The sequence below is a fragment of the Rhizobium sp. USDA 3886 genome, assembly GCF_056279785.1.
Map to the genome: position 1 here is coordinate 2,719,019 of NZ_JBWCDC010000001.1, position 23,242 is coordinate 2,742,260.

Consider the following 23,242-nt stretch of genomic DNA (forward strand, 5'->3'; position numbering starts at 1 on the left):
ACGCCGCTGCCGCAAAGCGCGAGCGCCAGCTGCCGATGAAGCGATATGACTTCATTGCGCCCCTAGCTGGCACAAGGAACCAGTGGGTGCCGGTTCTGCCTGAAGCGCTCAGCGCGCGATTGAACTCCAGTGAAAACGGCGCCATGCGGATGCAAGCCGCAGCCGCCATCGCGGCAAATACTGCATCGCCAGGCAGCCTTTCCCATTGCCCGACGCGATACAGCGAAACATGAAGCAGATCGCGCGGTCGCGGCCGCCCCTGTAAACCAAACCTATTTTGAAGATCTGACGCAATGCTGGCGGCACGAACACCAATTGCCAGTCAGGCAAAATCGCAAAATACAGGTTGGAGCTTCCGTTCCGAATGTCCCCGCGAGGCGGCGGACTCCGGTTTCTACGTGGGCGAAAGGAAGTTCGAATTGTTCCGGGACAGGCATGCGTCGCGGTCGCCTCCTTCTTTCCTGGCTCTCGAAGTCTACCGAACTGAAGTCAAATGCAAGAACAGAAATAGAACATCGATCTCTTGGCCAAGGACGCGCGAAATGGCAAACTACGGCAAGAATCGGGTTGAAATGGCGGTGCGGCTGCACGATTTTCAGGTGAAGTAAAAAGCACGGAGGCGATATCATGGCTGAGAAAGCGCACCAGTATCTGATCTTTGAAACCGCTGCCGGCTTCTGTGGAATTGCCTGGAACGATGTCGGCGTCACACGTTTCCAGTTGCCAACGAAAGCCGCGGATGCGACGGAGCGGCTGCTTTTGCGCCGCCTTCCGGCGGCCGAACCAGGCATGCCGACGCCTGAGGTTGACGAGGTGATCACTGCTGTAAAACGCTACTTCAACGGCGAAAAAATAGATTTTTCAGGTGTAAAGCTCGACCTTGAGGGGCAGGATGCATTCTTTAAGAGCATCTATGCTGCTGCGCGCCACGTCGGCTGGGGCCGAACGACTACGTATGGCGCGCTGGCGAAGGAGCTTGGCGCCGGCCCGGAGGCGGCGAAGGATGTGGGCCAAGCGATGGCGAAGAATCCAATTGCCCTCATCATCCCGTGCCACCGGGTGCTCGCCGCAGGCGGCAAGATTGGCGGATTTTCGGCGCCGGGCGGCTCGAATTCCAAACTCAGAATGCTCGAACTGGAAGGTGTCCGTCTCGCCCCGCCGGAGCCGGCGCAGCAATCGCTGGGATTTTAAGCAGTGGGAATGAAAAGCATTCCCACTCGATTGTATTGAGCGATCCTAACGCTTTGATCTAACAGCGGATTTTTCGAACGCTACGAAGAACCAACTCTGCGATCCGTCAGAAATTTCCGCTCTTGATTTCAAACGGGAATTTCTGCGATTCGCGATCTGCTTGGTTTCAGCGACTATCGGCATCGATCGGACGATTTTCGAAGTCTCGAGCTAGAAGAGCGCATTTGGCCTGGAGCACAAAAGACCGTCAGCTTCGCATCCGTGTTATCGTTATCAAGCTTACTACAATGACTTTGGCTCAGAATTGCAAGCGTGTCGTCGCACCCGCAATGACTTCGACGGGCAGACAAATACTGCTTGGAACTCTGGAACCTCTGATGCGCGCCAGCAGGTTGCGTGCCCCCATTACGCCCATCAATCTGCGTGGGGTGGAAACGGTCGTCATCGGCACGGATAGCACTTTGGTTAACCCGAGCGCGTTGAAGCCGACTACTCCTATGTCCCGCGGAATCTGCAATCCAAGCGCTTGGCAAGCCGTTGACCCGCCGAACGCAAGATGGTCATTGAGATAAAAGATGACGTCCGGCTTATACTCGCTCGATTCAGCGAGCAACGTTAGCGTGCCAGTGCGACCGGCCTCAAAGGCATTTGTCTCGACGGGACGCGCTATCGAAGCCTCTCTCCTTGAAGTAGTTCCAAAGGCCGCCATGAAGCCAGCCAGGCGCTCTTCGGCGCGCGGATCCCGAAATTCCGGGGCGCCGACGAAAGCGGGCCGCCGATAGCCAAGCCTGAAAACGTGCCTCCCTATCGCAAGGCCGGCGGCATAGTGGTCGATGCCCACGCAAATATCGATAGGATCGTCTGTGTATTGCCACAACTCGAGAGTGGGCACGCCTCGTACTTTCAGGCAATCGCGAAGTTGTGGATCGGAGTGGGCGCCCGTGAGAATCATAGCAGCCGGTCGCCAGGACAGAACCCGTTCAACCCATGCCAGCTCGGCTGCCGGGCTGTAGTCGGTTGTATCGATTACTGTCTCGTAGCCAGCGGACTGGAACGTGCTGCGCGTTCCCTCCAGTATTTCCGCGAAGACGTCATTGAACAATGTCGGAACGGAAATACCAATCAAGTTCGAGCAAGGTTGGCTGAGCGCCCGTGCCGTGCTGTCGGGAACGTAATTCATCGCTTCGGCCATGCGCAAGATTGCGGACCGGGTGCTCTCTGACACGCCTTCGATGCCTCGCAGCGCGCGTGATACACTCATTGTGCTCACCCCGAGTGCCCTCGCTATATCAACTGTCGTACAACCACGCTTTCTTCGCACCGGCGCCTCCCAGCAACGTTATCGGTAACGCTGATTCCCCAGATCAAAATCTTCCTCGTGTTCAAAATATACGCCATTGGTATCGATAACAAAACCGCTGGGGGAGCACTGTGCCGCAGATCGTATTTGAACACGTCACTAAGCGATTTGGGTCGCTTGAAGTTCTGCCGCCAATCGACCTAACCCTGGAGAACGGCGAGTTTACCGTTCTCGTCGGGCCCTCCGGTTGTGGAAAGTCGACCACCTTGAGGATTCTTGCCGGATTGGAACAGTTGAGTGGCGGCGAGATCTATTTTGATGATCGCGCCATCGGTCGGCTGGAGCCGAAGGAACGCGACATCGCGATGGTGTTCCAGGACTACGCGCTGTATCCGCACATGAATGTCGCGCGAAACATGTCTTTTGGTCTGCGCCTGGCACGCGTACCCAGGCCTGAGATCGACGCCCGCGTCCAACGGGTAGCTAAGATGCTGAGCATCACGCACCTGCTCGAGCGCAAGCCGGCGGAACTCTCTGGGGGGCAGCGTCAGCGCGTGGCGATGGGGAGAGCCTTGGTGCGCGACGCGTCGACTTTTCTCTTTGACGAACCTCTGTCGAACCTCGACGCCAAATTACGGGCCCAGATGCGAACTGAGCTCGGCGAAATGCGCGACCGGCTGGAAAAGAACATGGTCTATGTCACGCATGACCAAGTCGAAGCAATGACCCTCGGCGATCGCATTGTTGTGATGAACGAAGGAGTCGTTCAGCAACAGGGAACGCCCGAAGAGCTCTTCAAGCGGCCGAACAACAAGTTCGTGGCGGGTTTTATCGGCAGTCCGGCGATCAATTTCATCGATGGCATGCTCGTCGAGGAAAAGGGCCGCCTTTGGGCTCGCGGAGCCGGGTTCCTTCTGCCTTTGTCCGAGGAGACGGCAAATCGGGTCCGTCCTCACAAGGCAAGCGAGGTCACACTCGGCATTCGGCCCTCTTCCATCATCTTGGACGCCGACTCCGGCGCACCCATCGAGTTGCAGGTGGTCGTTTCCGAATATCTCGGAGCGCAAACGACCCTCGTTACAAAGTTGCCGAGCGGCGAGGAAGTACTTGTCGAATTGCCATCCGCCGTGTCCCCACGACCAGGGACCTTGGCGGCGTTCGGCGTCGTGACGGACGACATCTTGATCTTCGACCGCACGACCACATTGAGACTTTGATGACTGCAAAGGGAGGACGAAAATGCGCAGACTACCCATTCTAGCAGTGGCATTCGCCGGTTTCTTGCTACAAACCATAGCGGCCAGTGCGAACCCGTATGAGGCATACAAAGGCACCACGCTCGTGGTGAATTTCCCTGCCCACCCACACTACGACGCCGTGGTGAAAGTCCTGCCGCAGTTCACGGCCGAGACCGGGATCGAGGTCGAGGTCGATCAACTCGAGTATCTCAAGATGCGCGAGAAGCAGACGCTTGAGCTCACCAAAGCCGAGGGCGATTACGACTTGATTTCCTACGTCGTGTTCTCGAAGGCCGACTATGTGTATGCCGATCAGCTTGAGAACCTCGCAAAATATTTCATGAACCCGAGGCTTGCCGATCCGACCTATGATGCCGCCGACATCATAGCCGGCTATATACAGAACATCGGTATCGCAGGTGGCACCAAGGGATATTTGCCAGGGCCGACGGGTTCGCTGTTCGGGCTCCCGTTCGGCGCGGAGACCTCAATTCTTGGCTATCGCAAGGACATTTTCGAGAAGCACGGCCTGAAGGTGCCAGAGACTTACGAGGAGCTCCTCGAGCTGGCTTGCCGAATTCCCCAGCTTGAGCCAGGCATGGGCGGGCTCGCCAGCCGTGCGGCATCCGGGCAGCATGCGAGTCATGCCTTCCTGTTGCACCTGGCGCCGCTCGGAGGCCGCATCTTCGATGAAAACTGGAACCCGGTCGTCAATAACGAGAAGGGCATAGCTGCAGCCGATGCTTTGAAGAAAATCGTCGACTGCGGACCAGAGGGGGCCAAGACCTTCGGCTTCGCTGAGGCTGGCACGGCTTTTCTTCAGGGCAAAACTGCGATGTATTTGGACAGCACTGTTTTCGCGGGACAGGTCAACGATCCGACGAAAAGCCAAGTCGTCGGCAAAGTGGGTTGGGCGCTGCATCCGAAGAGTGTGCGAAGAGGTTCCCAGACGGGCGGCTTCGGTCTGGCTATTCCAAAGAATGCCGCTCACAAGGAGGCGGCGTTCCTGCTCCTGCAGTGGCTCACCTCCAAATATGCCGACAAGCTGATTGCGCTGGAGGGTGGAAACCCGATTCGCCGATCGACTCACGATGACCCGGAAGTCAACGCCACGTTTCCCTACATGGCAACATTCGGCAAGGCGCTCACTTACGCGGATCCCGACTGGCGCCCAATCATCCCAACCTGGGGAAAAGATCAATGGTGATCTCGGAACGGCACTGAGCAAGGTGCTCACGGAGGGACTTGACGCAAAGACCGCTCTCGACGGGGTTGCCGAACGCGCTCGGTCTTCCATGCAAGAGGCCGGCTATTACAGCTGGCAGTAATCGCTGATTTCGCGCTGCGCGGGCCGGGTGCCGGCCCGCTTAGAATCTACATGGAGGACATGATGCAGGCCGCCAACGTAAATCGGCTGACCCCTTACTTGTTTCTCGCGCCAGCTACGCTCATTCTCGGCGCTGCGTTGCTCTACCCGATCGGCTACATGATCTATGCCAGCTTCTTGAACTGGAATCCCAGTCAACGGATCGGTGAGGCGGACTGGGTAGGGCTCGGCAACTATGCGAAGCTTCTCAGCGACACCCAGTTTCACGAGAGCGTCGCAGTTACCATCACTTTCGCCGGGGTAGTCGTGGCTGCCGAGATGGTGCTGGGCGTAGGCCTCGCACTTCTGCTGGATCGCAATATCCGCGGATTGTCGGTATTGAAAACTTTGTTCATCCTGCCGATGATGATCGCGCCAATCGTTGTTGGATTGATGTGGCGGTACATGTACCATCCGACAGTCGGCGTCTTCAACCGAGCGTTGGTGTCTCTCGGCTTCGAGCCGGCCCCCTGGCTGTCCGAGAGCCGATGGGCTCTTACCTCTGTCATCATTGCAGACATATGGCAGTGGACTCCGTTCATCTTCATTCTATCGCTCGCTGCCCTTCAATCACTCCCCCGCTCCACATTGGAAGCTGCCAGGATCGATGGTGCGACCGGCTGGCAGCAAGTGCTCTATATCAAGCTGCCGCTGATGCTTCCTGTCTTGGTTGTTGCGACTTTGCTTCGGCTGATAGATGCGTTCAAGGTTCTCGAAGTGATCCTGGTCCTGACGAACGGAGGGCCAGGTCTGTCCACCGAAATCCTTTCGCTGCGCATTTCTCGTACGGCGTCAGAGTTTCGCGAGCTTGGGCTGGCGGCTGCAATGTCGAACCTGTTGCTTGTCCTCCTCCTCGGGCTGACGCTTGGGATGTTCACTTACAACAAGATGATTGAAGGCCGTGCGGCGCGACTGCGGACCGCAGCCCTGAAAGGCGAATAATAGATGATCGCGCGTGACCAGAAAACGAACCCCTCTTTTTATGCTCTTCTGGCAGTCCTGGTGATGATGGCTGTCGGGCCGATCGCGCTGATGCTTCTTACTTCACTGCGGCTGAACGTCGATATCATGTCCGATGGCGCTAGCCTGTTCTTCTTACCAACATTACACAACTACGAGAAGGTGTTGTGCGACGTGCTCTGGTTTTCGCCGCGGAATGTAGGTCGTTGTGACCCGACCTTCGCGCGTTCGCTCGGAAATTCCCTGATCGTCGGCTTGGCGTCGACCGCCCTGACGCTCGTTATCGGTTGCATGGCAGCGTACGCGCTCGTCCGCTTTCGGTTCATGGGCCGTGACGTCGTTTCTTTGACGACGTTGATCATGCGCATGGTGCCGCCAGCGGTACTCCTCGTTCCGGTGTTTGGAATATGGACCTACCAATTCGGGCTCGATGGAACGCTCACCGGACTTGTTCTGGTCTACGTCGCGATGAATCTTCCCTTCGTGATATGGATCCTGCAGAGTTTCATCGTGCAGGTTCCGATCCAGCTCGAAGAAGCGGCCCGGATGGACGGCGCTGGCCCATTGCAGGTGTTTTTCCTGGTGGTGTTGCCGGTCATCCGGCCAGGACTTGCAGCAGCGGCGATATTCACGTTCCGCATCGCCTGGAATGAATTCCTCCTTGGCAACGCGTTGACCAATAGGCACACCCGAACCGTGCCGGTGACGATCGTCAACTCGCTTACCGAATACGATATCGATTGGGGCGTCGTCATGGCAACCGGCATGTTGCTAGCGATCCCTCCGATCATCTTCACCTTCGTCGCTTCAAGGCAAATCATTACAGGCATGACCGCCGGCGCTGTGAAAGGGTGACAATGTTCGAGTGGCTGCTCGCGCCCTGCGATCCGACAAGAGTTCATGAAGTCGGAATGCACCTGTCATGGCACGCGCGATCAATGGTGATGGCCTGGTCGGTACTCGTCCCCATCGGCGTGATCGCAGCGCGATTCTTCAAGATCTTCCCTGGCCAGGACTGGCCTCGTGTGTTGGACGATCGCCGATGGTGGCACCTTCATCGCGGCGCCCAGTACGCCGCGTTGGCGCTGATGCTGATTGGCTTGCTCCTGATACTTTCCGCTCCCGCGGCAACCAAATCGATTACCGCCTCGTCTTGGGCGCATCAGCTGACAGGATGGGTGGCCCTGGCACTCGGCGGCATGCAGTATCTTACGGGATGGCTCAGAGGAACGAAGGGCGGCCCATCGGCACCGGCCGCAGACGGCAGCTGGAGCGGCGATCACTACGATATGACACGCCGCCGCCGTCTCTTTGAGCGCATTCATAAGTCAATGGGATATATGGTGATGCTGGTCTCCATGGCCGCCGTTTCAACCGGTCTTTGGCAGGCGAACGCCCCGCGGTGGATGCTCCTGTTCATCGGCACATGGTATCTGATGGTGGCGGTGGCGTTTGCCATGCTGCAGCGGAGAGGGATGGCGTATGACACGTATCAAGCCATCTGGGGTCCAGATCCGCGCCATCCGGGCAACAGCCTTCGGCCGATTGGCGCGGGTGTCAGAAAGCTACCGCCTGAAGTCGAATAGCCCAAAGACCCGAGACGTCTCAGGCGTCTTCCCCCCGCGGCATCATCATCCAATTCGGCCTCGGCGGCGACATGAGCCTGCCGATGGACTTGACTCACTTGAACTCAATGGGTATTGCGATTGGGTAATCGATAACCCAAGGCGACCCCTGTGACCGCTTCCCTCAACGACATAGCCGAACGTGCCGGCGTTTCGGTCAAGACGGTGTCAGGCGCATTGCATGGCGGCTCGGCGCGGATGTCGGAGCAGACCAAGCAGCGCATCAAGGAGATTGCCGAGGAACTCGGCTATGTCACCAATCTGGCCGCGCGCAGCATGCGCCAGGGCTGGATGCCGCTGATCGGTGTTGTCGCCGACGAATTGATCACCTCGCCATTTGCGACTGAAATTATTCGCGGGCTCGATGGCGCCGCGCGGACGGCAGAGATGGCCGTCTTCGCGATGACGTTGAGCGGGCGGCGCGACGTGGCCTCGGTGATCGAGGAGGTTCGGCGCTTCCGACCGCGGGCGATCGCCTATGCCGCCATGTACCATAAGGTCGTGGCGTTGCCGGAGGCGTTTGTCGATACGGTCGGCGTGATGATCAATTGCCGCGACGCAAACGACCGGGTAACCGCGCTGGTACCGGATGAAACAGGCGCTGCGCACGAGATCGCCAGTTACTTGATCGGTGCCGGCCGGCGCAACATCGCCTTCATCAATCTACCGGGCCTGCTCGCCGGAGATCTACGCGAGGCGGGTTTTCGCCAAGCGTTGACCGAAGCAGGCCTTGACGGCACCGGCGCAACAGTCTTGCCGGCCGTGCGCCGCGGCATCTACAGCGACAGGGCGCCGAGCCTCGTTCTGTCGCATATCACCGAACTGATGGGCAGCGCCGAGCGCCCCGACGCTATCCTGTGCGGCAACGACCGGGTTGCGATGGAGGTCTACGCGGCGCTGCGCCGGGTCGGCGCCCGGATTCCGGACGATGTCGCCGTCGCCAGCTTTGACAATCAGATCGAAATCGCCTCGCGCCTCGATCCGCCGCTGACAACCATGGCGCTGCCACATCGCGCCATGGGTCGCATGGCCGCCGAGATCTTGCTTGTGGGCGATGCGACACCCGGCGAGGTGCGAAAGCTGCCGTTCCAACTTGTGAAGCGATCATCCGTATAAATGCAATTGGAAGTGAAACCCGTTGAGGAGGAGTGAAGCAAATGGGTAATCGTTTACTTTCTATGCTCGTAGCATCCGCGGCGCTGGGATTCGCCATAAGTCCGGCCGAATCAAAGACCGTCATCCAGGTCATGCATCAGGGCGATCCCGATACGGTTTCGGCCTATGGCGCGGTGGCCAAACGCTTCGAAGAGGCTAATCCGGACGTGGATATCGAACTGATCTACGCGCCGCACGACGCCTATAACGAGAAGTTCAGCGCCGCCGTCATGTCCAAGCAGATGCCCGACATCATGGAGCTCGACGCGCCATTTCTCGCAAACTACGTCTGGTCCGGCTACCTGCAGAAAATCAAACCTTTGATCGATCCGGGTGTCCTCGACGACATGACAGACTCCAACATCGCCCAGGGCACCTATCCCGTCGACGAGGACCTCTATGCGCTCGGCCTGACGGACTCCTCGGTCGTCCTTTACGGCAACAAAAAGTATCTCGAAGCGATTGGCGCCCGGATTCCCAAATCCGTCGACGACGCCTGGTCGCAAGAGGAGTTCGAGGGCTACCTCGAAAAGCTGTCGAAGCTCGAAGGCGTCAAATGGCCGATCGACACGTTTCGCGGCTACGGCATCAAGACCGAATGGATCACTTATGCCTATAGCCCGATTCTGCAATCGGCAGGCTGCGACCTGATCGACCGGAAGACCTGGAAATCCGTGGGAACACTTGACAGCGAACCTTGCGTCGATGCGCTGACGTTGATGCAGACTTGGGTCAAGAACGGCTGGGTCGTGCCGCAATCCTCCGGTACCAACCAGTTCTACGCCGAAGGGCATCCGGCTGCTCTCGCGCTCGGCGGCCATTGGGTCTACGCGGAAGCCGCCGCCTCGATGAAGGACGACATCGTCGTCATGCCGCTACCCAAATTCGGACCGAAGGGCGCAAGTCCGAACGGCACCTGGATCTGGGCCATCACCACGGCCTCCAAGCATCCTGATATCGCCGGCAAGTTCGTAAGCTTTATGCTCAAGGACAAGCAGTTTCGCGAACATGCGCGGGATACGTCTGCCTATCCGGGATTGAAGAGCTTTGCCGCGGAATCTCCGCTCTACGCCACTGGCGGCCCGATGGCCATTGCCTTCGAGCAGGCCTCAAAGACGGCGATCGCCAGGCCGCCGCATCCCGCTTATCCGACGATCACCTCCACCTTCATGCAGGCGGTAGATGAAATTTTCAATGGCGGCGACGTCAAGGCGGCGCTGACCGCCGCGGCCGAGAAGATCGACGAGGACATCGAAGACAACGACGGCTACCCGCCCTTCAACGAGCAGCAATGATGACGAGGTGGTCGCGCGGTGCCAATCCGCGCGGCCACCCGATGACGGTCGCCGCATGACGATCGACCGGTCCGCGATCGAGTGAGGAGGAGGAGATCATGACCTTGCAGCAACCAGCGCCCATGACGCGTCCCGTGGGGCGCGGAGACAGAGTCCGAATGTTCCAGGAGATCGGGATGCTGGCGCCCGCGCTCGTGTTGCTGACGATCTTCCTGGTCGTGCCGTTCCTTCTGTCGTTCTGGACGGCAATGACCAATCAACCCCTGGTGCCGCGCCCGACACCGGTCCGCTTCGTCGGCTTCACCAATTTCCTGCGCATCTTCAAGGACGATCTCTTCTGGACTTCGCTCTGGAACGTATCGCGCTTCACCTTCTGGATTCTGCCGGCTCAATGCGGCCTGGCATTTGCCACCGCATTGCTGCTGCACCAGAAGCTTCCGTTCCGAAATTTCTTCCGTGGCCTCTTCTTCCTGCCCGCGATCACCTCGATCGTTGTCGTCTGCGTCGTCTGGGGCACATTATTCCAGTATCCTACCGGACCGCTTAACCAGATCCTCGGCTTCGCCTCGGGCGGATACATCCAGCCGATCGATTGGCTCGGCGATCCGGAATGGGCGATGTTCTCGATCGTCCTGCTTTCGGCATGGCAGGCCTATGGCTTCCAGATGATCGTCTACCTCGCTGGTTTGCAGGGCATTCCCGACGAACTCTACGACGCAGCCAAGATCGACGGCGCCAATGTCCTTCAGCGCTTCTGGCACGTGACCATGCCAGGTCTCAGGCCGACGCACATCTTCGTGTTGGTCATCACCACCATTCAGGCCTTCAAGCTCTACACCCAGGTCGCGATCCTGACCCAAGGGGGGCCGAAGAGCAGTACCGAAACCGTGGTGCATTACATGGTGCGCGCCGGCTTCGAGGAACAAAAGCTTGGATATGCGTCCGCCGTATCGGTCATCCTCTTTCTGATCGTTCTCGTCATCGCGCTCGTGCAGCGCCAGCTCCTGAGGCGTTACGATGTCTGATCTCGCTCTTTCCGCAATGAATGCCGAGGCAAAGCGTGAGCGCTCGGCGGCCGGTTCCCTGCGCATCGTGCAGACCGCCTGCATCTTCGTCATCGCGCTGGTCATCATCTCGCCACTGTTCATGCTCGTCATCGCCAGCCTGAAGGACGACCGGTTCCAGATTCTGGCCGACATGGGCAGCTTCAGGGCCTTCTGGGTATCGAATCCGACGCTCTCGAATTTTGCGGAGGTCGGAAACCTCTCGGGCGAACTCGCCTTCGGCCGCTATCTCGTCAATTCGCTAATCATTCTGGCCTCGACCGTGAGCGCCGGCCTCATCGTCAATTCGATGGCCGGCTTCGTGCTGGCCTGGGGCTCGCTGCGCGGGCGGGCGCTGATCCTGTCCCTTGTGATCGCTCTCTATGTCATCCCGCAGGAGAGCATCATCATGCCGCTCGTCATCATGGTGTCGCGCGCCGGCATGACCGACACCTTCGCCGTCCAGATCGTGCCGTGGATCGCGAGCCCGCTTTATATCTACCTCTTCTACCAGTTCTTCGCGCAATTGCCCAAGGAACTGTTCGAAGCGGCCCAGATCGATGGCGCCTCGGTATTCCGTATCTACCGGTCGATCTTCCTGCCCCTGAGCCTGCCGGCGCTCGCCACCGTCTCGATCCTCATGGGGATCGAGACTTGGAATCAGTATCTCTGGCCGATCCTGGTGACGCAGACCGACTATGCACGGCCGATCTCCGTCGCCATCGCGACCTTCTTCGGCCAGGACAGTATCTACTGGGATCGCGCCATGGCCGCCTCCGTCCTTATGATGCTCCCGATCCTCGCCCTCTATCTCGTTTTCCAGCGTTGGTTCGTCAGTTCCTTCGTGGGCTCCGCCGTGAAAGGTTGATAAATGACACCTCATGCAAACCCCACTTCGCTTGTCGATGGCAGCACCGAGACGCTGAGCGCTGTGCTGCCTGCCGGTACCACGCTGCATGCGTGGCTCAAGGCCGCCCATCCGGGCAGGCCCGCCGAGCTGAAGGTAGCCCAGGGGGAACGCGAGCTCGCTTGTCTCATAGCCAAAAACGCCGAGGAGTTCGAGCTCCTGACGCTGGCGGTCGAAACAGGCGGTGAAACGTTATTCAGTTATGACACCGCCACCACTGTCATCTCGATCATCTATGCCTACGCGCCGGCCGACGTCCTGGATAAGGGCATGACCGTACTTTACAGCGCTAACGCCAATGCGGCACCTGACGTCCCCGACGGCTATCATTTCCGGCCGCCCTTCGGCTGGATGAACGACCCGAACGGCTTCGGTCGTTTCGGCGACAAGGTGCACCTTTTCTATCAGCACTATCCGCATAGTCTGCGCTGGAACACGATGCATTGGGGCCACGCCGTCTCCGACGACCTCCTCCGCTGGACGCATCTGCCGATCTTCCTCTTTCCCTCGGCGGAGCTTTCGGCGCGGGCCGATGGGCGTGGCGGCGCCTTTTCCGGCACGGCAATTCCGCTCGGAGAAGACGCACCCGGCGTCCGCGTCTTCTTCACCGAGCAGTTCAGGGATCGCGTGCCCGAGGAGCAAATCCAGCTGACAGCCGTCAGCAATGACATGGTCACTGCAAACCCGCCGGAGGTCATCCTCCCGGAGCGCCCAGCAGGCCTCGACCTGACGCTCGATTTTCGCGATCCCTATGTCGTTAAAGGTCCGGATGGACGCTGGAAAATGCTGCTCGGATGCCGAGACCATGCCGGCGGCGTCATCCTGCTTTACGAAACCAACGATCCAGGGGCTGCGGGCAGCTGGACGTTCGTGGGCATTCTTCACCGCGAGGATCGTTTCGGCATGACGGCGGCCGAATGCCCTTGCATCGTGCCGCTCGATGGCCCGGCGGACGATCCTCAAACCCGTTGGGCACTGACTTTCGGACTTCTCACGAGCCGTGATCCGGCAACCGGCCGGCGCAATATCACCATTGCCACTGTCGGCCGTTTCGACGGCCGGAACTTCATCAAGGAATTCGAACAGGAACTCGATTTCGGAACCGACGCCTATGCCTTCCAGGCCTTCGTGGACGGCTCGGGCCCGGTTGGTATCGCCTGGCTGGCCAATTGGACTGATGTCTCTAACAAGGCGGATTTTCCCTCGGCGATGACGCTGCCACGACAGGTCCTTCTTCGGGACGGCGCGCTTCTGACACCACCGGTCGCGGCTGTCGAGCGCCTGCGCCAACGACCTGTCGACGACATCATGCTGCGTTCCGGCGAAACGGTCGGTCTCGGCAATGGAGCCGTCGAGATCGTGATCGATCTCGCAGCGCCCGGCGCGGTGTTCGATCTCGAGCTTGATCATCCCGATGTCGAGCTCGGATTGAGGGTCGGTCAGGAAGGCTTGAGCATCATCTACGACATCCGCAACGGCAAATCGCCGCCGCGCTACATCGCGGCCGGCGCGCGTCCTTCGACGCTTCGGGTCTTTCTGGACGTGGGCTCCATCGAGGTCTTCGCCGACGAAGGTCGCTGGACTGGGACGAAACGACTGCCGGGGTTGGGCGCTGTTCGCTCGGCGCGCCTGGTCGCCCCCCAAGACAATGTCGCGACCGCGCGCATCTGGCAGCTCAAGCTCTGACCGAACCGAGGAGGAAATCATGGCAGCCATATCGATCGAAGAGGTTCGCAAGCAATATGGCGCGGTGCCCGTAATCCACGGCGTCTCCGTCGACATCCAAGACGGTGAATTCGTCACCCTCGTCGGCCCTTCCGGCTGTGGCAAGTCCACGCTGCTGCGCATGCTTGCGGGGCTCGAGGATATCAGCGCCGGCGAAATCCGCATCGGCGGCCGCATCGTCAACGATGTCGCGCCGAAAGAGCGCGACATCGCCATGGTGTTCCAGAGTTATGCGCTCTACCCGCACATGACGGTCGCGGAAAACATGGGATTTGCACTCAAGCTGAAAGGTCAGGACAGGGCGACGATCCAAAAACGCGTTGGAGAGGCCGCTGATATTCTGGCGCTTGAACCGCTGCTCGACCGGCTGCCCAGGCAACTGTCAGGCGGCCAACGTCAACGCGTTGCGATGGGGCGAGCCATCGTTCGTCATCCGCAGGTGTTTCTCTTCGACGAACCGCTTTCGAATCTCGACGCCAAGCTCCGCGTCACGATGCGTGCGGAGATCAAGGAACTTCATCAGCGGCTGAAGACCACGACCGTCTATGTCACCCACGACCAGATCGAAGCCATGACCATGGCCGACAAGATCGTGGTGATGCGGAATGGTCGCGTCGAGCAGATCGGCAAACCGCTCGAATTGTTCGATCGTCCGGTAAACACCTTCGTGGCAACATTCATCGGCTCGCCCTCGATGAATCTCTTTGAGGGCAAGGTTTCGGCGGGCAAATTCGTCATAGGCGGCGCAGCATTGCCGCTGCCGTCTGGTCAGGACGGTGCTGCTGCCAAAGCCTATGGCATTCGGCCAGAGCATCTCTCCATCCACGAAGGCGGAGCATCCGCGACCGTGGTCGTCGTGGAACCGACCGGGTCCGAAACGCAAGTCATTGTCAGGCTCGGAGATGTGGATGTGACCTTGCTATTCAGGGATCGTGTCGAGCTTCGTCCGGGACAGACGATATCGATCGCTCCGGATCTGACCAAGGTTCATCTGTTTGGTGAGGACGGAAGGCGCGTGAATTGAGGTCCGTTCGGGACGGAGGTTGCACTCAAGGTGTCTCGAATGGTGGTTTGTCGTGCGTGCTCAGAGAGGGAGCTATTTGGTGGAGCGGAATGTCTCCAGAGTGCCTGCCTGAGCAGCGTGTAGAACACAGCTCTTGATCGTTTTCAGCTCGGCCAGAAGCGCAGCTTCGGGCCAGTCAGACGACCAAGAGCAGCAACCTGCGCTACAATCGAAATCCCCTGTTCGGAAGCAGGGGCCGTCGGGAGCTTCGACCACACTCTCGCTTTGCGGAAACGGGTCTTCCTTCCCGAGTCTATCGAAATGGAGAAGACGAACGAGCGCTGGGTGAAGAAGAAGTCAGCCGAGTCGGAAAGCGCCATCTTGTTTTGAGGCTTTCCGGCTCCGCATCAGTCGGCGCGTGCAAAAAGCTGGCGATCGCGCGCGCGTACCGGATCGGTCCAGTCACGCTCGAACCAGGCCGCTTCGCCCGCCTGCGGTGGCAATCGCAGCTCAAGGGGATGCCCGGTTTCTTCCCCATCTTCGGATGCCACGCGGAATCGATAATGGTCGTACATGCGCAGCGCTTCGATCATGTAGCTGGTCGCCACCGTGCGATCGCGGACGAGCACCAGATTTTCGCCGTTCTTGAGGTCGGCCGGTTCCGAGAAATTGTAGGAGCCGAGGTAGACCCGCGCCGTCGGCTTGCCGAAATCCAGCACGACAAATTTGTGGTGCATCCTCGTCCCGCGCTGATTTCCATGGACACCGGCAAGACCGGATGGTTCCGTCAGGAACGGCGGAGGGACGTTGCCCGTCAGTGCTGCGGCCCGCACGACGCGGCGGCGATTGTCGGGACTAAACACGGTCAGTCCCAGGTTTTCCGCTTCGACCCGCCCGTCTGCAATGCCCATGACATGCACATCCGGCTTTCGCATCGCCCGCCCCAAGGCCGGACCGATCGGCCCCCTGGTGGTCTGGCCGAGGAAAGCAAGTGAGAAGAACACACTCGACCCGGCAGCGTCGATGTCGGCGCCGATCTCGTTGAGGAGGCCATTGGCTTCGCTGTGCGGAGAAAAGGCGACCTTGGCGTCGACGCCGTCCAGCCCCAGGTCATGCCAGCCGACGGAACTGGCCGAGGCGATGAAATCCCCAGCGCCTCCCGCCGTGAAGTAATTCTCGAAGGCGGCAAAATAATCTCCCACCGCGCTTGCGCTGTGAACGACGAGGCTATTGTTCGACTGAACATAAAAGCCCCGCCAACTGTGGTTCGTCGAACCGTAGACGACCGTATCGATATCGCCCCCGCGGACCGCGATCGACTTATGATGCTGCAGGTTTGCCATGTTCTGGCGCTTCACGTTTGCCGCGCCGGCCGAGGCGATCAGGCGTTCGGTCGCATGGGTCTCGGGTGAGTCTGGTCGTCCGTGTCCCTTGGTTCGCGCGCTGTCATCGATAATGATCTTGAGATTTGGCCCAAGCGCTTCCAGCCGTTCGACCACTTCCGGCAGATTGAGGTCGTAAGCAATGACGCGGACCTCCGCGCCTTCGTCGCGTGCGCGTTCGAGCAGCGAAAGCGTTTCCGCGCGCGCTTCGAACCCCATCCAGGCGAGAGCTCGGTCAGCATCGGCATGGGTGGGCACGAAGTCCAAGCCCTCATCCCCATCAGGCGGCACTAGCGTGATCAATGGCCCGCCGGCTGCGAAGTTACGCACAAATGCCTGCGATGAGACAAAGCCCCGAGTGAAGGCGACGTTGAGCTTGCCGGGAATGGTTTCGCGCATCAGCGCGAGTTCCGCTTCCTGCGCCTCGCCGGCGGTCAGCGCGCCATCGCCACCCATGAACATCGGCATCACTCGATAGACAAAGGCGCCCGGCAGATCTGCATTGAAAGGAAAATGCACCCAGCGAAATTTTTGGATCGGCGCGTCCGTGGTGCGAATGCCGTCATCAGGGACATCCTGGCCAGGGAAACCGATGCGATTTCGAACATTCTTGAAGAAGTCGGTTCCAGGCTCACGATACTGGATCGCAAAGCCGACGAAACTGGCCGGGGGCCGGCCGTCCTTCCAGTCCATTCCCAGAAGCAGCATGCCATCGCCGCGATGGATGGTGAGAGAAAATACTGCCGCCGCATTCTTGCCAGTGACCCGATAGTTCGTATCCACACCCGCCTCCCTCCGTTGACTGGCCGAAATCTACCACGGTTGTGCGACAGTATGGAGATGCGCGATAAAGTTTCAGTCCAAAAATAGTACGGGTGAGAGCATATGGATCCGGACGATGCGGTTCATAAAGCAAGTGCGAGCTGCGGTTCGTCTTTCTCATCATCATGGTCGAGGGACGAGAGGGTCACGCCCAGCAGTCGGATTCCTTTCGGAACAGGAAAGATCGGAAAGAGCAACAGCTCCACAATGGCAGCGATTTCGGCCGCGCTCGTGGCCGGTACGCCTGCGGTCTTGCTCCTGGTGATCTGCGTGAAATCCGCCCACTTCACCTTCAGCGTCACGTTCTTTGCCGCGAATGCCGTTGGTCTCGCAATAGCGCCAAACCTTGTCGATCAATGCCTGCAAGGCGGCGCGGGCGGCCCTCCACATCACTATGCGCCAGAAGATCCGTATGAAGGCTTCGAGGACGACAACAACGAAAGATAGCGAACAACGCTAGCACTCTGTGATTGGCTCCGGCACGGAGCCGGATTTCGCTAGCGATGATCATCTTCGAGCGTCGGGTCGCAGCGGCAGTTTGTCGTGTCGTGCGACGACATACGCATTTTGCGTCACCCTATCTGCTCGACGTGCAGCATGCCGGGCGAAAGCGGCTTTATCAGTGACTTTGCCGGAACGGACGGGTCGAGCCAGTCAGCCCATGCGTCGCGATCGAGAATGACGATCTGCCGATCATGGTATGGCGCGATGTCGGGCCCGGGCTCCATGGTCAGCATCGTGAAGGCTTCCCCGATGTCCTTCGTCTCACGCCAGATGCCCGCGATGCAGAAAATCGGCTCGTCCTTCTTCGTGAACAGCCATTTGTCCTTGCGCTTCTTTTCCTTCTCTGTGGGATCGGTAAACTCGTAGAAGCCGTCCGCCACGATCAGGCAGCGGTTCGACGTGAACTCACGACCGTCCGAGCGGAAGTTGTAGACAGGCCGCTTGTTCTGCCCGGGCCAGCTCCAACGCCGCTGGACCAGTTCGCCTTCGCCGCGAACGTCGTCGACCGTTCGGACGATCGGTCCCATATCGGTAATTTTGATGTCGTCGCGGGGCTCGAGGTTAGGCGCGCCCTCACCAAACCGGATCTTGATCTTCAGGTCAGCGAAGTCCTCGACGATCGTCGCGACATCGACCTTCAAGCGATAGTCATTGCACATCGGACCTCCTTCTCGATCACGGTTGCCTCTCGACAAGGTTCTTGTTATGTTCGCATACTATGAGCGCGAAGGTTTTCGATCCCGACGCAGAGCTCGACGAACGCCGCGTCATCATAAGGCGCGAAGGCAGCAATGTTGAGATGGTCGAGCTACCTTGGGGCCTTCAGCCTCGTGAGGCTGGCGGCAAGCCCTTCACTGTGATCCGTTCGGAAGGCCGCACGTTTCCAAGCCACCGTTGCCTCGTTCCTGCCTCGGAATTTCGTCGTCGCAGGCACGGCAAACTCTTGAGGTTCTCGCTGTCGGACGGGGACTGGTTCTATTTCGCTGGCATTTGGAGACCTGCGACCCGGGATTGGCCGGAGGCCTACGCCATCCTGACGATCAGGGCGAATGAGGACATCGTCCCCTATCACGATCGCCAGATGGCGGTGCTTCGCCGGGATCAGCGAATCGAATGGCTCGACTTGACCAAGCCGGAAGCCGAGTTACTACAGCCGTTGCCGATAGGTACTTTTCATGTCTTCGCCCAGGAGCCCAAGTCCGACCAGATGATGCTGATCCTCTGATCGCTTGGAGGAACAACAGTGCCGGTACAGTGCGCAATTGATTAGCATCGGGAGGCCATTGCGTTCTGCGTGACGCCACCCATCCGGTGGTTTTGATCGGATAGACAAGCCTTCCGATCGAAATTTCTCTCGCGCGGTGCAGCCCCACTCGACGTCCCTCGATTTTTCGGTGTTATACGTTATAACATTTCATTTATTCGCATAACATGGGTGAAAGCGTCCCAAGTGCTTCAAACAGCCTGACGTAGGCGGTCAGGGAGAGTGCGGACACGTTGGACCTTCCTTCTTCTTGTTGTTGACCGCGCCCGGTCTATCTGCATGATGCAAGGAATCAAGTTAGATAGTATCTGGTATGTAGATAGATGCCCGTTTCCATGGATCAGTTGGAAGCCTTCGTTGCGGCCGCCGAACACGGATCGTTCTCCGCCGCAGGCCGGGCCTTGCGAAAAGCGCAGTCGGCCGTCAGCACGCAGGTTGCAAATCTTGAGGAGGACCTCGGTCTCGAACTGTTCAGCCGATCAGGACGCAATCCGGTACTGACTGCGGCCGGGGAACGGCTCCTGCTTGAGGCCAAGGTGATCCTGGATCGCCGCGAGCACCTCATCGGTGTCGCCAGCAGCTTCGAAGCCCGTGTCGAGACGCGTCTGGTCGCCGCGATCGATGAGCTCTACCCGGATCGGGAATTGGGCGCAGTTTTCTCGGAGTTTGTGTCCCACTTTCCGCACGTCGAGCTCGAGCTCTTGTTTCCGATGATGGAAGATGTCAGCCGCCTTGTGTTGGATGGAAAGGCCGACGTGGGTGTTACGTGGCGTCAGTACTCTCAGCCCGCTGAGCTTGGATTCCAAATCCTTGGATTGGTTCCGCTCATAATGGTGTGCGCAAAGGATCACCCGCTGGCGAAGGCTGATGTCGGCTGGGAGGAACTTAAGCGCCATCGGCAGATCATGGTTGCCGTTCGGAGCGAAGGGCGGGCAAAACAGCGATTGCGAACGGCTGCGGAAGTCTGGTGGGTCGAAAGTCAATGGGTGATATTGCAGTTGGTCAGGCACGGGATCGGTTGGGCGCTTGTTCCCGACCACATCATAAAATATTCGCCGCATGCCGCCGATCTTGTTACTCCCGCGCTGCAGTTTGGCGACGGCCAATTTCCCGTCGCATTGGAAATGGTCTGGCATAAGCAACGGCCTTGCGGGCCAGCTGCAAAGTGGCTTCGTCGGCGCCTCGCTGCTACGAATATCAATGCCTGCACGTGAATGGCACTCTAGCGCGGCCCATCCGCCCTTCCCGCCATTCGCCGGTGCCGCAACGGCCTTCGACGCGATCCGGTCTGCCGGCCGCCGCGCCATGTAGGCTTTGGTCGCGAGCTAATCGTCCGTCGCTTTCTCCAGCTCCCGCGCCAGACGCGGCGGAAACGCGAAGGTGCGGCCACCCGATCGAGCTGCTTGTTGTAGCGTTCCAACGCCGCGCTGTTCCGTCTCGCGGCTGCGCCTCATCGCGGCATCCGTCAGTTCAACCACGGATTTCCCGCCATCTGTCGAGGAAGTGCTGTTGCTGCTCGGGGTAAGGCGGCCTCATCTGGAGCAAGCCACGACCTTATCCCTCTCGGCGATGACGCTCCGCCGGTGGGTGATCGCGAGCACAGTCACATCCGTGGCGAGCACGCGGATATGCTCCATGATGTCGCGTTCGGTCGCCTCGTCGAGCGCCGAGCTGGCCTCGTCGAGAAAGAGGATCGCCGGATCGCCGTAAAGCGCGCGGGCGATGGCAATGCGCTGACGCTCGCCGCCCGACAGCTTCAGGCCCCGCTCGCCGACCGTCGTCTCGAACCTATCGGGTAGAGCCTCTATGAAGGACAGAATCGCCGCCTTCTCGGCCGCCCGGCGCAAGCGCTTCTCATCGCCCGGCCGGCCGAGAATGATGTTGTCGGCCAGGCTCTCGTTGAGCAGCACGACGTCCTGCGGCACGACGGCGACCGCGCTGTACCAATCGGCCCGGTCGATGGTCGCTAGATCGACGCCATCGACAAGGATGCGACCCTGATCCGGCTCGACCGATTTGAGCGCCAGCTTGAAGATGGTCGACTTGCCGGAGCCGGTCTCGCCGACGAGGAAGGTGATCCCGCCGCGCTCGGCCGTGAAGTCGATATCCTTCACGCCACGCCCGTTGCCATAGGCGTAGCCGACACCCTCGGCGACGATGCGCCCCTCGCTCGGCACGAAGGTCGGCGCATGCGAGACCTGCCGCTCCTCGGGCGCCGCCCACATGGTTGCGAGCGGGACGAGGGCCGCCCGCGAGCGCGCCACGTCATCGATGGCGTGGGCGATCATCTCGAACGGCATGTTGAGCTGCAGCAGCAGTGTGTTGAACAGCACGATGTCGCCGATGGTCAGCGCGCCGACCTCATATCGCGGCACGAGCAGCCAGAAGGTGACGGCGAACTGGACCGTGAGACCGAGCCCGAGGAGCGCGATGTACCCGACACGCTGCAGCACATAGGCACGCCAGTTGTCGCGTACGTCGGCGGCCTTCGCCGTGAAGCGCCGGCTCATCCAGCCATGGCTGCCGAAATGCCGCAGCGTCTCCATAGCGTTCATGGCATTGCCGACGAAGCGGGCATTCTCCTGGCCGGCCTCGATGGCGTTGTCGAGGAAGACGCGGGCCCGACGGGCGGAGATCAGCGTCAGCGTGACAGCGGCGACGCCATAAATCACGACGACCGCAGCCACCTCGATATTGATCAACGCGCCAAGGGTGATGAGCGTGAGCAGGATCTGCGTCGCGCCGGGGATGAAAACGATGAGGCCGAGTTGCACCAGCGTCGTTAGCGCCTCGCGCCCACGCGAACTCGCATTCTGGATCTCCGCCGGATTGTACTCGACGAAGAACGCGCTGGTCTTCGTCAGGATGCGTTCAAAGAAGCGCGTGCCGCTGATGAAGCCGAGATTCTCCGCGCTCATGAAGGACAGGTACTGCATCATGTGCTGCAGCGCCGACGAGAGCCCTAAGAGCACGGCATAGGCGACGAACCCCCAGGCGAGCACTGGCAGGAAGCCCTTCTGCGGCAAGCGGTCGATCAAGCGCGAGAAGAGAAAGGGCGCGGCGACGCTGGCGACACTGGAGAGCAAGACGACGACCGCCACGAGGAGCAGCATCCAGCGGTCGGACTTCCAGTAGGCGCGGAGGATTTCGGAGATCGGAGCCAGAACGGCAGATTTGGTCATCAGTCGGCACAGATCGGGTTCGGGGACAGCCAGGCTCTCGACCGCCTGACGACGCGGGCCTAGTGGTGGACATAACTTGATGGACTGTGCTCTCCGGCCGTTGGGTATATCAAGTTAGATAGTATCTGGAATTTAGATAGAATTCCGTTTCCATGATTTCCATGGATGAGTTGGAAGCCTTCGTTGTGGCCGCCGAACACGGGTCGTTCCCAGCCGCGGGCCGGGCTTTGCGAAAAGGGCAGTCAGCCGTGAGCACTCAAGAATCCTCGAGGCTAGCTCCTGCTGACGACGCGAAGGACTCCTTGCTGTGGCCGCGAATGCGCTTCGCCATCGACTGGCGGGCCATTTTATATCCACATTATCACCCACCCCGGCGATTTCACGTTTACCCTTCACCTGCCTTGTTTGACATGAAAGGAGACCATCATGGCAAGGGAAGAAGCACTGCAACCCGCATCGGTGGAAACGGCACGAGTTGTTGACCTTGGCGACGCAACCGAAACAACCCTCGGCAACAACAAGGCCGGCGTCCATGAACCGCTTGGCCCGCGCCGCTATCGCCGGTAATATTCTCCCATGAAGCGAGAATATCGGTGGTGCGAAGTGTTTTTCGCGCCACCCTCTCGCTTCTACCGCGATTTGAGCTGCTTCGATGTGGCCGCAATAACTCAAGTCAGACCAACATGTTTGCAAGACTTCACAGCATGGAGGTCCATCTCGACCTCGACCAAAACCGCTACAGCGGGATTCCCCTGAGCCAGGAACCAGTTGACTTCCGCGCGATGGCGAGCGTCTTTCGTGATTATTCCACGCATGCGTTTGAGGCCTCCGAGGACGTCCTTCTCTTTCCCCGGTTTCAATGGGTGAGCTTGCGCGCTAGGGTCCACCGTTGGAGGTCGATTAAATCTATCGCAAAAGCTGCAGAAAAATGCACAAAGAAGATGGCGAAGATACCGGCAACTCCACATGAAGACATTGCGACACTGATTGCTATTTACAATCGACTGAAGACTTTCCGGATTTTCCCGCTCAGTTGCATACCGGATTCTCTCGCCTGCCTCTTCTTCCTCGTAAATGAGGGCTGCAGGGCTAACTTCGTGATTGGGGTCCGAGAAAACCCATTCATGGCACACGCATGGCTCGAAATTAATGGAGCTGTAGCAAATGACGTCGTTGCAAACGTTTTCCATTACACCCCCATCCTGGAAACAGCCAACGAGGACTATCTACGGCAAGTTTCGGGTTGACAGGCTGGTGACGGCTGGATTGTGTAAGTTCGT

Annotated in this window: 21 protein-coding genes and 2 pseudogenes; 17 read left to right on the plus strand and 6 right to left on the minus strand. The window is 59.3% G+C overall.

The window, feature by feature from the left end:
- The first annotated feature begins 627 nt into the window (after positions 1-627).
- Positions 628-1,191, plus strand: coding sequence for a methylated-DNA--[protein]-cysteine S-methyltransferase (locus ACZ9BX_RS13955; RefSeq protein ID WP_476218554.1), 564 nt, complete (start codon positions 628-630; stop codon positions 1,189-1,191).
- A 298-nt stretch (positions 1,192-1,489) separates the two neighbouring features.
- Here the strand turns inward: ACZ9BX_RS13955 and ACZ9BX_RS13960 are convergent, their stop codons facing one another.
- Entirely contained in the window at positions 1,490-2,512 is a 1,023-nt protein-coding gene (locus ACZ9BX_RS13960) for a LacI family DNA-binding transcriptional regulator (RefSeq protein WP_476218555.1), read from the minus strand.
- Between the two features lie 110 nt (positions 2,513-2,622).
- On the opposite strand from ACZ9BX_RS13960, the gene ACZ9BX_RS13965 reads away from it, so the two are divergent.
- The 11 genes from ACZ9BX_RS13965 to ACZ9BX_RS14015 all read left to right on the plus strand — a co-directional run bounded on the left by ACZ9BX_RS13965 (position 2,623) and on the right by ACZ9BX_RS14015 (position 14,829).
- Positions 2,623-3,708: an ABC transporter ATP-binding protein gene (locus ACZ9BX_RS13965; protein WP_476218556.1), complete on the plus strand. Its 1,086-nt coding sequence runs from the start codon at positions 2,623-2,625 to the stop codon at positions 3,706-3,708.
- A 22-nt stretch (positions 3,709-3,730) separates the two neighbouring features.
- On the plus strand, positions 3,731-4,936 hold the full coding sequence (locus ACZ9BX_RS13970; RefSeq protein ID WP_476218557.1) for an ABC transporter substrate-binding protein: 1,206 nt from the start codon (positions 3,731-3,733) through the stop codon (positions 4,934-4,936).
- Between the two features lie 180 nt (positions 4,937-5,116).
- On the plus strand, positions 5,117-6,037 hold the full coding sequence (locus ACZ9BX_RS13975) for a carbohydrate ABC transporter permease (RefSeq protein WP_476218558.1): 921 nt from the start codon (positions 5,117-5,119) through the stop codon (positions 6,035-6,037).
- 3 nt (positions 6,038-6,040) lie between these two features.
- The gene (locus ACZ9BX_RS13980) at positions 6,041-6,910 is read left to right on the plus strand and encodes a carbohydrate ABC transporter permease (protein WP_476218559.1); all 870 of its coding nucleotides are present in this window, start codon (positions 6,041-6,043) and stop codon (positions 6,908-6,910) included.
- Positions 6,911-6,966: 56 nt separating this feature from the next.
- Positions 6,967-7,641, plus strand: a complete 675-nt coding sequence (locus ACZ9BX_RS13985) for a cytochrome b561 domain-containing protein (RefSeq protein ID WP_476218560.1) — start codon at positions 6,967-6,969, stop codon at positions 7,639-7,641.
- A 150-nt stretch (positions 7,642-7,791) separates the two neighbouring features.
- Positions 7,792-8,796, plus strand: a complete 1,005-nt coding sequence (locus ACZ9BX_RS13990; RefSeq protein ID WP_476218561.1) for a LacI family DNA-binding transcriptional regulator — start codon at positions 7,792-7,794, stop codon at positions 8,794-8,796.
- Between the two features lie 41 nt (positions 8,797-8,837).
- Positions 8,838-10,130: an ABC transporter substrate-binding protein gene (locus ACZ9BX_RS13995; RefSeq protein WP_476218562.1), complete on the plus strand. Its 1,293-nt coding sequence runs from the start codon at positions 8,838-8,840 to the stop codon at positions 10,128-10,130.
- A 98-nt stretch (positions 10,131-10,228) separates the two neighbouring features.
- Positions 10,229-11,155 (plus strand): carbohydrate ABC transporter permease, encoded by a 927-nt coding sequence (locus ACZ9BX_RS14000; RefSeq protein ID WP_476218563.1) that lies wholly within the window; start codon positions 10,229-10,231, stop codon positions 11,153-11,155.
- Positions 11,148-12,041, plus strand: coding sequence for a carbohydrate ABC transporter permease (locus ACZ9BX_RS14005; RefSeq protein ID WP_086993346.1), 894 nt, complete (start codon positions 11,148-11,150; stop codon positions 12,039-12,041). The genes ACZ9BX_RS14000 and ACZ9BX_RS14005 overlap by 8 nt, the downstream gene beginning before the upstream one ends.
- 3 nt (positions 12,042-12,044) lie before the next feature.
- Positions 12,045-13,766, plus strand: a complete 1,722-nt coding sequence (locus ACZ9BX_RS14010; protein WP_476218564.1) for a glycoside hydrolase family protein — start codon at positions 12,045-12,047, stop codon at positions 13,764-13,766.
- Positions 13,767-13,785: 19 nt separating this feature from the next.
- Positions 13,786-14,829 (plus strand): ABC transporter ATP-binding protein, encoded by a 1,044-nt coding sequence (locus ACZ9BX_RS14015; protein ID WP_476218565.1) that lies wholly within the window; start codon positions 13,786-13,788, stop codon positions 14,827-14,829.
- 386 nt (positions 14,830-15,215) lie between these two features.
- On the opposite strand, the gene ACZ9BX_RS14020 is transcribed toward ACZ9BX_RS14015, so the two are convergent.
- The 3 genes and pseudogenes from ACZ9BX_RS14020 to ACZ9BX_RS14030 form a co-directional block, all read right to left on the minus strand.
- Positions 15,216-16,973, minus strand: a complete 1,758-nt coding sequence (locus tag ACZ9BX_RS14020) for a phospholipase D-like domain-containing protein (protein WP_476218566.1) — start codon at positions 16,971-16,973, stop codon at positions 15,216-15,218.
- A 122-nt stretch (positions 16,974-17,095) separates the two neighbouring features.
- A pseudogene (locus ACZ9BX_RS14025) lies at positions 17,096-17,390 on the minus strand (DinB/UmuC family translesion DNA polymerase); the annotation flags it as partial.
- Between the two features lie 194 nt (positions 17,391-17,584).
- The gene (locus ACZ9BX_RS14030; RefSeq protein WP_476218567.1) at positions 17,585-18,175 is read right to left on the minus strand and encodes an SOS response-associated peptidase; all 591 of its coding nucleotides are present in this window, start codon (positions 18,173-18,175) and stop codon (positions 17,585-17,587) included.
- A 59-nt stretch (positions 18,176-18,234) separates the two neighbouring features.
- Here ACZ9BX_RS14030 and ACZ9BX_RS14035 point away from each other — a divergent pair, with 59 nt between their 5' ends.
- Together ACZ9BX_RS14035 and ACZ9BX_RS14040 are read left to right on the plus strand one after the other, a co-directional pair.
- Positions 18,235-18,741 (plus strand): SOS response-associated peptidase family protein, encoded by a 507-nt coding sequence (locus ACZ9BX_RS14035; RefSeq protein ID WP_476218568.1) that lies wholly within the window; start codon positions 18,235-18,237, stop codon positions 18,739-18,741.
- 362 nt (positions 18,742-19,103) lie between these two features.
- Positions 19,104-19,994, plus strand: a complete 891-nt coding sequence (locus ACZ9BX_RS14040; RefSeq protein ID WP_476218569.1) for a LysR family transcriptional regulator — start codon at positions 19,104-19,106, stop codon at positions 19,992-19,994.
- 111 nt (positions 19,995-20,105) lie between these two features.
- Here the strand turns inward: ACZ9BX_RS14040 and ACZ9BX_RS14045 are convergent, their stop codons facing one another.
- Both ACZ9BX_RS14045 and ACZ9BX_RS14050 read right to left on the minus strand, forming a co-directional pair.
- Positions 20,106-20,258 carry a hypothetical protein gene (locus ACZ9BX_RS14045; RefSeq protein ID WP_476218570.1) on the minus strand — a complete coding sequence of 51 codons (153 nt, stop codon included), beginning with the start codon at positions 20,256-20,258 and terminating at the stop codon, positions 20,106-20,108.
- 54 nt (positions 20,259-20,312) lie between these two features.
- Complete coding sequence (locus ACZ9BX_RS14050) at positions 20,313-21,962, minus strand: ABC transporter ATP-binding protein (protein ID WP_476218571.1); 1,650 nt, start codon at positions 21,960-21,962, stop codon at positions 20,313-20,315.
- 152 nt (positions 21,963-22,114) lie between these two features.
- On the opposite strand from ACZ9BX_RS14050, the pseudogene ACZ9BX_RS14055 reads away from it, so the two are divergent.
- The 3 genes and pseudogenes from ACZ9BX_RS14055 to ACZ9BX_RS14065 all read left to right on the plus strand — a co-directional run.
- Positions 22,115-22,231 (plus strand): annotated as a pseudogene (locus tag ACZ9BX_RS14055) (LysR family transcriptional regulator); the annotation flags it as partial.
- 157 nt (positions 22,232-22,388) lie between these two features.
- On the plus strand, positions 22,389-22,529 hold the full coding sequence (locus ACZ9BX_RS14060; protein WP_476220086.1) for a hypothetical protein: 141 nt from the start codon (positions 22,389-22,391) through the stop codon (positions 22,527-22,529).
- Between the two features lie 137 nt (positions 22,530-22,666).
- Complete coding sequence (locus ACZ9BX_RS14065) at positions 22,667-23,209, plus strand: lasso peptide biosynthesis B2 protein (protein WP_476218572.1); 543 nt, start codon at positions 22,667-22,669, stop codon at positions 23,207-23,209.
- Positions 23,210-23,242 lie beyond the last annotated feature (33 nt).